We start from the raw sequence: 13,740 nt of genomic DNA, 5'->3' as shown, positions 1-13,740 counted from the left end.
AACCATGAACTGGGATCTGCGTGCCACTCAGGAAAACTGGGAAAAATGGATCGCCAAGGGCGTGGGCATGATGGGATTGGGTATGGCCTATACCACCCGCAAACTTAAATTTGAAGTGGGTGATTATGGCGCCATGATCGCTGATCCACGTATGGCCGGTCCCTTCATCAAGACCTTTACGGTCATGGGACGGGTGTAAGTCGTTATTCAGCCTGAATTAGGTCACATTGTAAGGGGACTGCGTACCATGTTGAAGAAAAGCACATTTTCCCTTGGCATGTCAGCCATCCTGGCCGGCCTCGCCTGTACTACCGCCGCCTTGGCAGCAAGTACATATTCCGCTCCCTCAGCGGTGCTGACGGTGGAATCCAGCAATATCGGGGCGACAACAACCTTGGGCGGCACAGTGGTCCCTTACAAAGAGGTGGCCTTTACGGCGCAAATGCCGGGTCGCGTTGTCTATCTGGGAGGTGTCGAGGGCGATTGGTTCAAAAAAGGTGACATCCTGGCAGCTCTGGACAACGACGACCTGCTGGCTAAACGTCGTGCAGCACAAGCAGCCTTGGCACAGGCAGAGGCCAACTGGCGTAACGCACGGGTTCAATACACCCGCCAGGTCTATTCCGGCTCCACCATGGCCTCCGATAATACTGGTATGGCCATGCCACGCATGTTCGACCGCATGTTTACCATGCCCATGAGCGATATGGTCGGCAACGACAATCCAGAATTGGCCCGCCGTGCGCAGATCTATGCGCAAGGTACAGCCATCGATCAAGCGCAACACAGCCTGGCACAAGCGCAAGCCTCCATTCAGGAGTTGGATGCCAAATTGCGGGATACCCGTTCGGTCGCCCCCTTTCCTGGTGTGATCATCAGCAAAAGTGTCGAAAAAGGGGATACCGTGCAACCCGGTATGCCTCTGCTCACCTTTGCCGATACCAGAACCCTGCAAATCAAGGTGGATATTCCAGCCCGCCTGGTCCCCGGCATCAAAAAAGATATGATCCTGCCCGCCAAAGTAGACGTGGGTGATACCCGCATCGAAACACGAGTTGCGCAAATCTATCCCATGGCTGATCCACAACGGCATACCGTGACAGTCAAGCTGGATCTGCCCAAGGATGCACCCGCCGGTCCTGGTATGTATGCAGAAATCATGATCCCGGACATCACCACGCCGATCAAAAGCATGCCTGTCATCCAAAAATCAGCAATTCTTTGGCGTGGCAGCCTGCCAGCAGTGATGGTGGTCGGATCCAACAAAGAGCCGGAGCTGCGGATGATTCGCCTCGGTGGACTGGTCGATGAAAAGACCGTCAGTGTCCTCTCCGGCCTGCAGGTCGGTGAACAAATCCTGGCCAATCCCGCACAAAGTGCGGCAGCAGCCGGTTGGCGGGAGCTGGGTGGACCAGAAGCCAAAGGGGTCAACCGCTAAATCAGGGCAGGCGCATTTGAAAACCAGAAAATTATTATGGAGGTCCAGGAGGAGATAATCTTCTCCTGGTGGGTGCAGGGCAAAGCCCTGCTGGTAATGTGCGGCGTTTCACAAAAGCGAATGTTTAAGCATTCGCGCACGCCGCACCGATTTGTGTCCCGCAGGGGCACTCTTTGGGAGGGCGGACGCCCGACATGCACCGTTTCGCTTGTGGCAACAGTGAGGAAATTGGCAAATGCGCTTGCCCTACCGCTGAATCCTCTTCCCGTTTGTAAAGTGAAACGTAACTTTCAGGTTCGTGATGGCTCGCCAGCTCTACTCCCATGGGGATGCTGTGCGGATTGGCGCAAAAAATGCGCGCCAATGCCCACAGCTTGCTTCCATTAGGCGCGCTGCGCCGACGCAAAAAGCGCGTCGGCTTAGTTTGAAAAGCGCGCCAAAGGCAAAAGATTAAAACAAAATCCCAGGGATTCCATCCCTGGACCCGGCCAGGGAGGTGCCCTCCCTGGACCCGCAATAGCTTTGGGCGGTGAATAGTTACAGTGAAACAGATATAGTGCAGTGAGCGTGCCGTAAGCGTATTACCTGGGCAAACACCCCCTGGCTGGGCGGATCCGTGAGGTTGACCGGCCAGCCAGGGGATGGTTGATGATAACTCTTCTCTTGATACAGTGATGGTCACAGACAGATGGGCAAATTATTCAGCAAAGCGGATATGCCACCTCCCCCGGAACTGCCTCAAAAAGATGTCACCAGCCATCTTGGGGTGGCCGGCAATATGGCCAAAATGTTTATTCACTCCCCGCTCTCCCCATTGTTGCTCTTTGCCTGTCTGGGAATGGGCATTTTGGGTTTGATCTTTACCCCGCGTCAGGAGGATCCGCAAATCTCCGTGCCCATGGTGGATATTTTTGTCCACTATCCCGGTGCCTCAGCCGAACAGGTAACTGCCCTGGTTACCGAACCACTGGAACGGATCATGAGCGAGATTGCCGGAGTGAAACATGTCTACTCCGCCTCGCAGCAGGGACAAGCCATGGTAACCGTGGAGTTTGTGGTCGGTCAGGATATGGAAGCCTCGCTGGTCAAACTCTATGATAAACTCCACTCCAATAAAGATAAAATACCTCCTGGTGTCTCTGAACCACTGGTCAAGCCAAAAGCTGTCGATGATGTGCCTGTGGTCACCTTGACCCTCTGGTCAAAAGATGTCGATGATGCAGCGTTGCGGGTTTTGGCTCTGGATCTCCTGCAACAGATCAATGAAATTCCCAATACCAGCCAGGGTTTTGTCGTGGGTGGCCGCGCCGAACAGATTCGGGTAGAGGTCTTCCCGGAACGTCTCTCAGGATATGGCATCAGCCTGGATCAAATTGCGCAAACCATTAAAACCGCCAACAGTGAAACCGGTCTGGGCAAGGTGGAGTCGGGAGATCAGGGTTTTAACGTCTATACCGGCGCCTTTCTGCGTACCTCCCAGGATGTCGGCCGTCTGATTGTCGGTATCCGTGGCAGCGCACCCATCTATGTACGCGATGTGGCAAATGTCTTTTCCGGTCCCGAAGAGACCAGTCAAATGGTCACCTATACGACAGGACGCTCCCGTTCGGAACAGCAGCTTGCTGCGGACATACTGCCGGCTGTCACCATCGCAGTGGCCAAGAAAAAGGGTTCCAATGGTGTAACCGTCGCACAAGGGGTGCTGGAAAAAATTGAAGAGCTGAAAGGACGCATCATCCCTAAAAATGTTCAGGTATCGGTTACGCGCAACTATGGGGAAACCGCCAATGAAAAGGTGAACGAACTGCTGTTCAAGCTGTTGGTTGCCACTATGGCGGTGACTCTTCTGGTCTGGTATGCCCTGGGCATTAAACCGGCTCTGGTCACCTTGATCGTAATCCCGGTGGTGATCTTGATGACCGTTTTTGCCGCCTGGATCATGGGCTATACCATCGATCGCGTCAGTCTCTTTGCCTTGATCTTCTCGATTGGCATTCTGGTGGATGATGCCATTGTGGTGGTGGAAAATATCTACCGCCGCTGGTTGTTGGAGGATAAATGCTGCCCCATCATCTCCATCGATGCCGTGCGTGAGGTGGGAAACCCGACCATTCTGGCTACCTTTACCGTGATTGCCGCCTTGCTGCCCATGGGCTTTGTCAGCGGCATGATGGGCCCCTATATGCGCCCCATTCCCGCACTGGGCTCGGTGGCCATGCTCTTTTCTCTCTTTGCCGCCTTCATCTTTACCCCCTGGCTGGCCATGATGATCAAACCCAGTATGCGCTCTTTGCATACCCATTCCGAAGCCGAGCATGCCACATCGGAAAAATTGGAACGCTTCTATCGCTATACCATCAACCAACTGCTCGATCATCCCCGTAAAGGATGGGGCTTCATGGGGCTGTTGGTGGGCGGCTTTTTTGCCTCACTGCTCTTCTTTTATACCACTGCAGTCACAGTAAAAATTCTTCCGCTGGACAACAAGCCAGAGTTTAATGTGGTGATCAACCTCGACGAAGGGACGGCTCTGCCCAAAACCGCTAATCTTGCCCATCAGATGACGGCAATGATTCGCGACAAAGTGCCCGAAGTGATTGCCATGCAAACCTATGTGGGAACCGCCTCCCCCTTCAACTTTAATGGCATGGTGCGCCACTACTATTTACGGCGCAACTCCTGGGAAGCCGATATTCAGGTGCAACTGATCCATAAAAGCCAACGCAAACGCAATAGCCATGATATTGCTGTGGAAGTGCGGGAGATGTTGACCCCTGTCGCCGATAAATTAAAAGCAAAAATTCAGGTGGTTGAGATGCCTCCTGGACCTCCGGTGTTGCAATCAGTGGTTGCCGAAGTGACCGGACCGGATGCTGTTACCCGGCGTCGGGTGGCCATGGATATGCTGGCCATGTTCAGTCGCAGCAAATCCATTGTTGATGTGGACAGCTACATGCAAAACCCCCATGAAATCTGGCGCTTTGAGGTGGACACCGAAAAAGCGGTACGTCGTGGGGTCTCTGTGGATACCATCAACCGTAATTTGGGCATGGCCATGGGTGGTGCACAGTTGGGCGATGTCAAGCGTGGCACCGTCCTGGAACCTACCTATATCGTGATTCAAGTGCCGATGGAGGTACGTTCCAAAATCTCTTCTCTTGCCGATCTGCCCATCTCTACTCCCAAAGGGGATACTGTCCCGTTGGGTGAGTTGGGTCGTTTTGTCAAAGCGATGAAGGATGATATTGTCTTCCACAAAGATTTGCGCCCGGTGGAATATGTAACAGGCGAGGTGACAGGTAAACTGGATGCCCCCATCTATGGCATGTTGGAAGTGGAGGAGATGCTGAAAAAATACAGCACACCGGATGGCGTCACCATGGCAGGTGAGTTTATGGGACCACCAAAATCCTACAGCAAATCCGGTTTTGAATGGACTGGTGAGTGGACAGTCACTTATGAAACCTTCCGCGATATGGGTCTGGCCTTCGGTGTGGCCTTGATTTTGATCTATATGTTGGTGGTGTGGGAGTTTGGTAATTTTACGCTGCCTGCCATTATCATGGCTCCCATCCCCCTGACGCTGTTGGGCATTGTTCCGGGCCATTGGTTCCTGGGTGCCAAATTTACCGCCACCTCCATGATCGGTTTTATTGCTTTGGCTGGTATCATTGTGCGCAACTCCATCCTCCTGGTTGATTTTACCCAACAGGAGATCCTTAAGGGAGTCTCAGTTCGCGAAGCGGTCATCCTCTCCTGCAAAGCGAGAACCCGGCCCATTATCATTACCGCCTTGGCTTTGGTGGCTGGCTCCTCTGTCATTCTGGGTGACTATATTTTCCAGGGCATGGCCATCTCACTGCTGTTTGGGGCTTTGATCTCCACCTTGCTGACTTTGTTGGTAATCCCATTAGGCTGCGTCAGCGCCCAACATGCCTTCGTGATGCCTAAATCCCCCTATCCCAAATCGATTCAAGTGGAGGTAGAGATTCCCGCTGCGGTAAAAGAAGGCACGGCAAGCACAGTCAGCACCACACCAGCGCAGACAACCGTAAGCACTCCCCCAACGGTTACCACTGCAACGACAGCGGCAGCAAGCACCACTATGAGCAACCCCGAACATACGGAGCTCTCCTCCCCTCCACTCCATGAAACACCCCCTCAAGTGATCACCCCTCCCCGTGAACCAGGTGATCCCGCAGAAGAGGAGACCGGCAGCGAAGGCAATGCCGCTGGCGGTGGCAAAAAAGAGGGAGCAGTGCGGCGGGGGATCCGTTTGAAGCCGACGCACAATGAGCAAAGTTCCGGTGGAGAAGGCAACTAAGATGTCCTCTGCGCCTCTTCCCGCCGAGTTGTCTGAAACAACCAGGTGGCGGTTCTGTTGGCCGCAGACGCACTGGAATGATGATTGCCAGGCAAGAGAGCAACAATGCACACCTAAACAGCTCTCTTGGGCCAGGCTCTGTCATGGAATCAGCTTGACGGTTGTGGCACTGCTTGCGGCACCACTGCCTCTTTGGGCGGCACCAGAATGGGGTATCAACTATTATCGGGTTGATCCACCTCGCGGCGAGAGCTTCTCCGTTGATCCAAAAGCTCCAGAAATATACCGCTATGGTGAGCGCTTTATGCGTCCTGATGATGAAGAGTCTGACAAACGCTCCTCACCTGCCGGTCGCCAGCCCCGGTACTGGTCACACGACAACGATGCCGAGAGATCGGATCGTGAATACAGGGAGGCCGAACCACCTCCTGGCAGGGAGATACCCAATGAATGGCGCAACGAAGATTTGAACCGACGGATGCGTTCCTACCCACAGAATGGCTTTTCCAACTCGGCACCACGTGCAACGGAACGCAATGGCAATCCCCTGTGGTATCCTTCCGATCGAGAGTTGGCACGCGACCGTTGGCGTTGGGAAGCTCCACCATATCCGGCAGAGCGTGAATCTTCGCCCCGTACCTATGATGCGCCTCCCCCCTATGAATATGAACCACCTCCTGCTAGTGGAGCAGGTCGTCGCTATCCGCCAAACGGTTACCAAAACAGTGAGCAGTGGTGGGAAAGACGATGATCAGATATTTGCTAGCGATTCTGTCGGCAATCAGCATTTTCCCCTCACAACTCTTGGCCCTGCCCTCCTCCCTGATAGAGTTTTCGGCTGAAGTGACCCGCAGCGACAGTTCCCGTCCCAACAGTAGCAGCAAAGGGAGTATGTATGTCGGCAAGGAGGGAATCCGTACCGAAAGCCAACAAGAGGAACAACCAGTCTGGATGATTTTTAAGCCCAACCAAAAGCTGGTATGGACCATTTTTCCCAAACAGCAGGTCTATATGGAACGCGCTGGCCTGGCCGTAGAGTGGCCCCCTTTGCCTGAAGATGAAACCAGCCCCTGTCGCCATAAAAAATTTCGCTGTCAAAAACAGGGACAAAAAATAATCCAGGAGCGCAACACCCTGCACTGGAGCATTCATGTCTTGAGCGACAAAGGCGAGCTCCCTTATGGACAACTCTGGGTGGATCCACGCTTGAATATAGCCATCCGTGAAAGTTATGCCGATGGACTGACTGTGGAAATGCATCATATTCGTGAAGCACCACAACCAGCTCATCTTTTTGAATTACCAGCCAATTTTATGAAAGTAGATCTTCCGGCACCCGCTGCATCAAACAAGCCCAAGGAGAAATAGTTGTTTTTTTTGCCATGGTTAATTTTTTTCGTTGCAAAGGGTGCAAGCACATTGTATATTAGATTTTAATAATATTCTGATGTTTCGTAACTCCTTTTTATCCTGGTATTAGACCGCATGATTAACGATACTCTGGGGGGGTGGGGTCGGATTCATTCGTTCCTTTAGAATTTCAGCTTCCCGGATTGACTATGAAAATTCATCGCCAATGGGTGCGATCATGGAATCGCCCACTGATTTCAATATTAGGTGTTGTGGCAGGAATGGCCGGACATACCGTATCGGCAGCATCGATGGATGCACCTTCCGACAAAGAGCTCAGCACGATGGGCCAAGGTTTTGGTAAATTTGTCGGCTCCTTCATGAGACAAGTGCAATCGGATGAGGAGAAAAAGGTGCTGCCTGGGATGACAGATGAACGGCGTCAACCAGAGCGGCCAAGCAGTCGTCCAGCAGAGTGGCCCGCTGCCCGGGACCGGGATGAAGAGCATACTGCGCGCAACGGAGCACAAAACCGCACTAATAATCGTAATGCTCCCTATCCGCTGTATGATCCATGGGGCGCCAGTTGGTGGAGTGATCCTGCGTTTGGTTTTGACCCCTGGGGACGCAGCAACAGTTGGGTAGACAATGATTGGAATGCTCGCCGTTGGCAGTATGGTTGGAACTATGGCGGCAACATGCAGCCTTATCAACCCTATGCTTTCGGACCCCCGTATGGCGGCGCACCCTCCCCATACAATGCCGGGGAGGGAGAGAGCAGCTATCCAGGAGGCTATGAAGGCGAACGCTATCCAGGGTATGGCTATGGAGCAAATCCCTATGCTGCAGAGCGTTGGGGAACTCAACCCTTTGTCAATGAGCGTAACGCTTTCAATAATGAATGGTTGCGCCAGAGAGATGAACGCCACTCTCCGGCAGCGGAGGAGACAACACCCCGCTATCGCAATCGTGAAGGAGAGGGTTGGTCTGGAAGTGGGCGTTTTCGTGACGACAGATGGCGCCGGGACTAGAGAGTCAATAGCAGAAAACTCTTTGGAAGCATGGGCTTAATTTCCGGCTATCGCAGTGCTCTCGTTTGGAAGGAGGAATCAACCATGCACAAACTGCTGCGCGCTCTCCTGCTGGTATTGACTCTGACGGTGCTTGCTCTGCCGCTGGCCAACAGCGCACAAGCCTGGGGAGGATGGCCCCAGTCACCATGGAACGGTGGTCCAGGCGGTTGGTGGCCTGGAAATGGTTGGAATGACTACGGGAACAACAACTGGAACAACGGCTGGCTGAACAATAATGCATGGAATGGATTGTTGAACGGACGCGGCAAAGTCAATTTTTATGTCGAAGCCGATGTTGACGGTATGATGGACAATATGTGGAACAATGGCTGGAACAACGGTTGGAACAATGGTTGGAATAACGGTTGGAACAATGGTTGGTTTCCTGGCCGCTATCCTGGTTGGGGCAGGCCCGGTTGGGCCCCTGGCCGGGGATGGTAGTCACCGCCAGACTGTGCAAAGGTGACAGGTTAGCAGTTAATTGCAGCTTTATTTATGGAGTATTTGGAATGAAAAAAGGTCTGAGTGCTTTGGCAGTGGCCGCCCTGTTGGGTAGCGCCGTATTGTTGACCGCTGATTCGGCTTCCGCATGGGGCTGGGGTCCGGGTTGGAACAACGGCAACAATAATTGGGGCAACAACTGGGGTAACAACGGTTGGGGTAATGGTAATGGCAATGGCCGGGCCAATGGCAATTTCGGCTTCAGCATGGGTGGCGATGCTTCCGGTTATGGCAATGGCAACAACAACTGGAACAACTCCAACGCCTGGAACAATGGTTGGAACAATGGTTATGGCTATGGCCCGTATGGTGGTCCCTATGGTGGACCCGGCTATGGCGGCGGCGCTCCTTGGGGTGGCCCCTATGGCGGTCCCTATGGTGGTCCTTGGGGTGGCCCGAATGCTCCCGCAGCACCACAAGCACCACAAGCCGAAGGTGCCAGCAAATAGTTTGGCCTCTTCCGGATCGCTCCACATGAGCAGTTAAGGATCAAGGGGGGGTTGCATTTTTTGCATCCCCCTTTTTTATTTTTGTCTCATCTGTTGATGGATGGTTTTCAAACACCCAGTAAACCCTGTAATCTACACTCTGGAAGCTGCCGTAAATCGGCAGTGCGTGAGCGTCACTCTTGGCACGATTCGGAAACGACCAGCCATGATTACTGTGATCGGCAATCTGAAAGGTGGATGTGGCAAAAGTACCATTACCTTTAATCTGGCCATTTGGTTGGCCGGTGCGGGAGAAAATGTGGTGGCTTTCGACCTCGATCCGCAAGCAACTTTAAGCGATGTCGCTGAAGTGCGACAAGAAGAAGGGGTCCAGCCGGCTATCACTGTCTATCGCCCGGAAAGCAATCCAACCAAAATAATGCGCGAACATCAGGGTGAGGTTTTGGTGGATGTGGGAGCCTCTAATCTGTGGGCGATGCGCCAAGCCATCGCCATGGCACAGCGTATTCTGGTTCCGGTACCGCCCAGTCAAGCGGATGTCTGGTCTACCGCACGATTTCGCGATATAATTAATGAAACAGTGATCAATCGCAAAGAACCACCAGAAATTTTACTGTTTATAAACCGGGCAGATACCCATCCCGGTATTCGCGAATCCCGGGAAACAGAGAGCGCCTTGGCCTCATTGGCCGGAGTAACGCTGTTGGAAAACCGGATCTGTCAACGAACGGCCTACCGTCGTTCGTTCAGCGAAGGACGCGCTGTATTTGAATTGCCCGGCGGCAACAAGGCTGCGGAAGAGTTTTTGGGATTGGCCGCTCGCCTCTACCCGGAGCTGCCGCCCTTCCGGAAAAAAAGCAACAAGGCTCAGAGATTAAACAAGGAGTCACCTTCTGATGACGGATGAAAATAACCCAACCGATTCGCATGCCCCACAACAACCGTGTGCCGATGAGGGGGGCATGGGAGAGCGGGAGAGTGAACGTACCCGGTCTCGTAAAAGTTATCCGGTAATTCCGGCAGGCAAATTTGCCGAATGCGGCGACTGTTCGGGAATGGTGTTGGCTGAATTTGCCAAAAGCTTTGATAAAAGTGCACGGCGTTGGGAGCTGATTGTCTATCCTTCTCTGTTTGCATTTATTATTTTGGCCATGTACGGCTTTTTTCTGATTTACAGCCTGACCCAAGATATTCGCACAATGGCCTCCTCCATTGATCCAAAAATGGGTGTCAATATGGGCAGCCTTTCCACCAACGTGGGTTTATTGGCCACCAATATTGAACTGATGTCAACGCACCTGGAATATATCAGCGATAATATGGAGACCATGTCGGTCGATTTGCAAAGTGTTTCCACCAATATGGAACAGATGACCGACACCATGCGCAGCATGGGCAACAGTGTCAATCAAATGGACCGCTCCACCAACGAAATCAGCCGCAACATGGTTACCATGACCAAAACCATGGAAAACATGTCCAACAAATTGAATCTCTTGGTACCAATGGCCAGGGATATGACCGGCTTGGCACAAGCGATTAATGTGATTTCTGGTGCAGTTCATGTCATGAGCTATGATATGAATAGCGCCACCAGACCGATGAGCTTTATGAACCGCTTCATGCCTTGGTAAGAAGCGAACTCTATTATTGACTTGATATGCTTTCAGTAAGGAATGAATACCGTGTCCACCTCCAACTGGCAACCCTTGTCCTGGCGTCAATTCAAAGCCTTACAGCAACCTGAATGGCCCGATCGCAACCTGCTTGATGAAGTGTATGAAAATCTCAGCCGCTATCCCCCTTTGGTCTTTGCTGGGGAGGTGCGGGATCTGAAGGCTCACCTGGCTGATGTAGCACAAGGCAAAGCCTTTTTGCTGCAAGGTGGCGATTGCGCCGAGTCGTTCAGCGATTTTACCGCCAATGCCATTCGCGACAAACTCAAAGTCTTGTTGCAAATGGCGGTCATTCTCACCCATGGCCTCGGTAAACCGGTCATCAAGGTAGGGCGCATTGCCGGACAATTTGCCAAACCACGCTCCAGCCCGGTTGAAGTGCAAAATGGGGTCAGCCTGCCCAGTTTTCGTGGCGAATCGGTCAATGATCCCTCTTTTACCGAAGATGCCCGCATCCCCGATCCACGCCGTTTGGAGCGCGCCTATTTTCAATCGGCCAGCACCATCAACCTGTTGCGCGCCTTCACCTGTGGCGGCTTTGCCGATCTGCGCCAACTGCATAACTGGAATCAAGATTTTGTCGCGCAAAGCCCGCAAGGACAGCGCTATGCCCTGCTCGCCGATCAGTTGAGCGATGCCCTGCGCTTTATGAAAGCAATCGGTATCAACGGCCATCAGCATGGATCGGTTCTGCGCGAGGTAGAATATTTTACCAGCCATGAGGCGCTGATTTTGGAATATGAAAGCGCCTTGACCCGTCGCGACTCGCTGACCGGGGACTATTATGACTGCTCCGCCCATATGCTGTGGATAGGCGAACGCACCCGGCAATTGGAGGGTGCCCATGTTGAATTTTTACGCGGTGTAAAAAATCCTGTCGGTGTCAAAATCGGACCGACAGTCACAGCCGACGAGGTGTTGGGGTTGTGTGATCGTTTGAATCCGCAGAATGAACCAGGACGTTTAACCTTGATCACCCGTTCTGGGCATGGACGCATCGAGCAGACTCTGCCCCCGTTATTGCGTGCCATGGCCCCGGAAGGTCGGGCCATTGCCTGGATCTGTGATCCCATGCACGGCAATACCTATGAGGCGCCAGGGCGCATCAAAACCCGCTCTATGGAGCATATTCTTTCGGAATTAAAGAGCTTTTTCACCATTCATCAAGCCGAAGGCACTATTCCTGGCGGTGTGCATTTTGAGTTGACCGGTGACAATGTGACAGAATGTATAGGTGGTTCCCATGAGATTCGTGAGGAGCATCTCACAGAACGCTATGAAACCACCTGTGATCCTCGGCTCAATGTGGCACAAAGCCTGGATGTCGCTTTCCTGGTGGCCGAACTGTTACGCGGTTCGGTATAAACAGCCGCTGCCGTCCGATATGAATGCTGAGCCGCTTTCCCCCCTGCGGGAAGAGAGTCGGCAAGTAAAGGCTGGGATAGATCATTCAGATGACACTCCTTTCTGCCAGACGGTCTGTGACTGCTGGTCCGCTCGCGGCAGAAGGGGGGTAGCCCAGTTTCAGACTGGACCAGCGGTTGCGTACATGCAAACCCGGTGTCTGCTGCTGCCGGGAAGCGGCATGGCTGGAGAGCCGATCCAACAGGCCATTGCCATGGCGGCGTGACGAGGAGAGTAGCCAATCTTCCATAGTCTTGATCCTCCCGATAGGGGTTGATAGTGCAACAAGAGCGGCTCTGGGTGATTCAAGCCGGTAACGATTTGATAGGGATCGTTAATGCAAAGCGCTTGCCAGTCACTACTTCTCCGCAATCCGTTGAAAATCATTAAAAAAACAGATAAACAAATCCAATAAACGTCGAAATAATGACAGTTATGCGCCCAATTTGACGGCTGGTCGGTAGCGGAAGCAGTTCTGCTGTCGCTATATGATTGGCCCAATTTATGCGTTTATGTGCATTAAGGAGAAAATCAATTTGCTCGCCTCGTGGCAAACCATGCTTGCCAACAGAGAGCTGGACCGTGCAACCTGGAGAAACAGTCTATGCCTGTTGAACCGTATCGGGATATTTGGCCATCCATAGACCCAACCGCCTATGTGCATCCATCGGCGGTAATCATTGGTGATGTCCATATCGGAGCAAATTGCTCTATCTGGCCGGGCGTGGTGATTCGCGGTGATGTCAATTATATTCGCATAGGTGCCCGCAGCAATGTGCAGGATGGCTCCATCCTCCATGTCACCAGAGTGACCGAAGAGCATCCACAGGGCATTCCTCTCTTGATCGATGAAGATGTCACCATCGGTCATCAGGTCTCCTTGCATGCCTGTCATCTGCGCGCACGCAGTATGGTGGGGATAGGCGCCATTGTCCTGGATGGGGTAGTGGTCGAAGAAGAGGCCATGGTTGGAGCTGGCAGTCTGGTGGCACCTGGTAAACGGGTCGGTGCCGGCGAGTTGTGGCTGGGGTCACCTGCAAAAATGGTGCGTATCCTGGATGAGCGGGCGCGACGGGCCATTGCCGCCACCACAGAAAATTATGTGCGCTTGGCCAACGAATATCGCCTCTCCACACATGCCTCGGGTTAAAACCGATGAATCGGCTGCCTAGAGAGTGGGACAACGAACCCAGCCGTTTGGGGCGCTATCATGTGGTTCGTCTGTTGGATCAGGGAGCAACTGGTCCGGTATATGAGGGTTTTGATAGTCATCAACAACATCGGGTAGCCATCAAAACCATCCACCCAACCCTGTTGAGCGCCGCTGACCGACAGCGCTTGCTGCTGCGCCTGCGCGAAGAGGCCCGCCTGTTCGGCTCCTTCTCGCACCACAATATCGCCCGCTTTCAAGAATATAATGAAGAGGGAGAGATTCCGTTTATCGCCATGGAGCTGTTGCAAGGCGAAAATCTGCGCGAAGTAATTGAAAGCAAACAGTTGCTACCATTGTCACGAGTGATCACCA

The 13,740-nt window shown here is 53.0% G+C and carries 13 protein-coding genes and 1 pseudogene; 13 read left to right on the top strand and 1 reads right to left on the bottom strand.

Annotated features, from left to right (window positions below; all coding sequences use genetic code 11):
• The 11 genes and pseudogenes from EJP87_RS06960 to EJP87_RS06910 form a co-directional block, all read left to right on the top strand.
• Positions 1–199, top strand: a pseudogene (locus tag EJP87_RS06960) (SCP-2 sterol transfer family protein); the annotation flags it as partial.
• Between the two features lie 48 nt (positions 200–247).
• Positions 248–1,438 carry an efflux RND transporter periplasmic adaptor subunit gene (locus EJP87_RS06955; RefSeq protein ID WP_227657505.1) on the top strand — a complete coding sequence of 397 codons (1,191 nt, stop codon included), beginning with the start codon at positions 248–250 and terminating at the stop codon, positions 1,436–1,438.
• A gap of 715 nt (positions 1,439–2,153) precedes the next feature.
• Positions 2,154–5,762, top strand: a complete 3,609-nt coding sequence (locus tag EJP87_RS06950; protein ID WP_130471138.1) for an efflux RND transporter permease subunit — start codon at positions 2,154–2,156, stop codon at positions 5,760–5,762.
• 154 nt (positions 5,763–5,916) lie between these two features.
• A complete protein-coding gene (locus EJP87_RS06945) occupies positions 5,917–6,513 on the top strand; it encodes a hypothetical protein (RefSeq protein ID WP_130471136.1) in 597 nt (198 codons plus the stop codon).
• Complete coding sequence (locus EJP87_RS06940) at positions 6,510–7,130, top strand: hypothetical protein (protein ID WP_130471135.1); 621 nt, start codon at positions 6,510–6,512, stop codon at positions 7,128–7,130. The genes EJP87_RS06945 and EJP87_RS06940 overlap by 4 nt, the downstream gene beginning before the upstream one ends.
• Positions 7,131–7,321: 191 nt before the next feature.
• Positions 7,322–8,143, top strand: a complete 822-nt coding sequence (locus EJP87_RS06935) for a hypothetical protein (protein WP_130471134.1) — start codon at positions 7,322–7,324, stop codon at positions 8,141–8,143.
• A gap of 84 nt (positions 8,144–8,227) precedes the next feature.
• Positions 8,228–8,626: a hypothetical protein gene (locus EJP87_RS06930; protein WP_130471133.1), complete on the top strand. Its 399-nt coding sequence runs from the start codon at positions 8,228–8,230 to the stop codon at positions 8,624–8,626.
• A gap of 68 nt (positions 8,627–8,694) precedes the next feature.
• A complete protein-coding gene (locus EJP87_RS06925) occupies positions 8,695–9,135 on the top strand; it encodes a hypothetical protein (RefSeq protein WP_130471132.1) in 441 nt (146 codons plus the stop codon).
• Between the two features lie 205 nt (positions 9,136–9,340).
• Entirely contained in the window at positions 9,341–10,042 is a 702-nt protein-coding gene (locus EJP87_RS06920) for a nucleotide-binding protein (RefSeq protein ID WP_130471137.1), read from the top strand.
• Positions 10,032–10,769: a methyl-accepting chemotaxis protein gene (locus EJP87_RS06915; RefSeq protein ID WP_130471131.1), complete on the top strand. Its 738-nt coding sequence runs from the start codon at positions 10,032–10,034 to the stop codon at positions 10,767–10,769. Before EJP87_RS06920 ends, EJP87_RS06915 begins: the two co-directional genes overlap by 11 nt.
• A 51-nt stretch (positions 10,770–10,820) precedes the next feature.
• A complete protein-coding gene (locus tag EJP87_RS06910) occupies positions 10,821–12,176 on the top strand; it encodes a class II 3-deoxy-7-phosphoheptulonate synthase (protein ID WP_227657503.1) in 1,356 nt (451 codons plus the stop codon).
• A gap of 85 nt (positions 12,177–12,261) precedes the next feature.
• On the opposite strand, the gene EJP87_RS06905 is transcribed toward EJP87_RS06910, so the two are convergent.
• Positions 12,262–12,465, bottom strand: coding sequence for a hypothetical protein (locus tag EJP87_RS06905; protein ID WP_130471129.1), 204 nt, complete (start codon positions 12,463–12,465; stop codon positions 12,262–12,264).
• Between the two features lie 354 nt (positions 12,466–12,819).
• On the opposite strand from EJP87_RS06905, the gene EJP87_RS06900 reads away from it, so the two are divergent.
• Positions 12,820–13,365 (top strand): gamma carbonic anhydrase family protein, encoded by a 546-nt coding sequence (locus tag EJP87_RS06900; RefSeq protein ID WP_130471128.1) that lies wholly within the window; start codon positions 12,820–12,822, stop codon positions 13,363–13,365.
• A 5-nt stretch (positions 13,366–13,370) separates the two neighbouring features.
• Positions 13,371–13,740: protein kinase domain-containing protein (locus EJP87_RS06895; RefSeq protein ID WP_153188664.1), on the top strand; the 370-nt coding region annotated here is incomplete at its 3' end.

Origin of the sequence: Candidatus Magnetaquicoccus inordinatus (genome assembly GCF_004217665.1) — a bacterium.
Lineage (GTDB): Bacteria > Pseudomonadota > Magnetococcia > Magnetococcales > Magnetaquicoccaceae > Magnetaquicoccus > Magnetaquicoccus inordinatus.
This window is presented reverse-complemented; position numbering and strand designations above follow the sequence as displayed.

Coding starts and splice junctions, on each gene's coding strand:
- EJP87_RS06935 (WP_130471134.1), top strand. CDS start 7,322: ATGAAAATTCATCGCCAATGGGTGCGATCATGGAATCGCCCACTGATT.
- EJP87_RS06925 (WP_130471132.1), top strand. CDS start 8,695: ATGAAAAAAGGTCTGAGTGCTTTGGCAGTGGCCGCCCTGTTGGGTAGC.
- EJP87_RS06920 (WP_130471137.1), top strand. CDS start 9,341: ATGATTACTGTGATCGGCAATCTGAAAGGTGGATGTGGCAAAAGTACC.
- EJP87_RS06905 (WP_130471129.1), bottom strand. CDS start 12,465: ATGGAAGATTGGCTACTCTCCTCGTCACGCCGCCATGGCAATGGCCTG.
- EJP87_RS06900 (WP_130471128.1), top strand. CDS start 12,820: ATGCCTGTTGAACCGTATCGGGATATTTGGCCATCCATAGACCCAACC.
- EJP87_RS06915 (WP_130471131.1), top strand. CDS start 10,032: ATGACGGATGAAAATAACCCAACCGATTCGCATGCCCCACAACAACCG.
- EJP87_RS06955 (WP_227657505.1), top strand. CDS start 248: ATGTTGAAGAAAAGCACATTTTCCCTTGGCATGTCAGCCATCCTGGCC.
- EJP87_RS06940 (WP_130471135.1), top strand. CDS start 6,510: ATGATCAGATATTTGCTAGCGATTCTGTCGGCAATCAGCATTTTCCCC.
- EJP87_RS06930 (WP_130471133.1), top strand. CDS start 8,228: ATGCACAAACTGCTGCGCGCTCTCCTGCTGGTATTGACTCTGACGGTG.
- EJP87_RS06950 (WP_130471138.1), top strand. CDS start 2,154: ATGCCACCTCCCCCGGAACTGCCTCAAAAAGATGTCACCAGCCATCTT.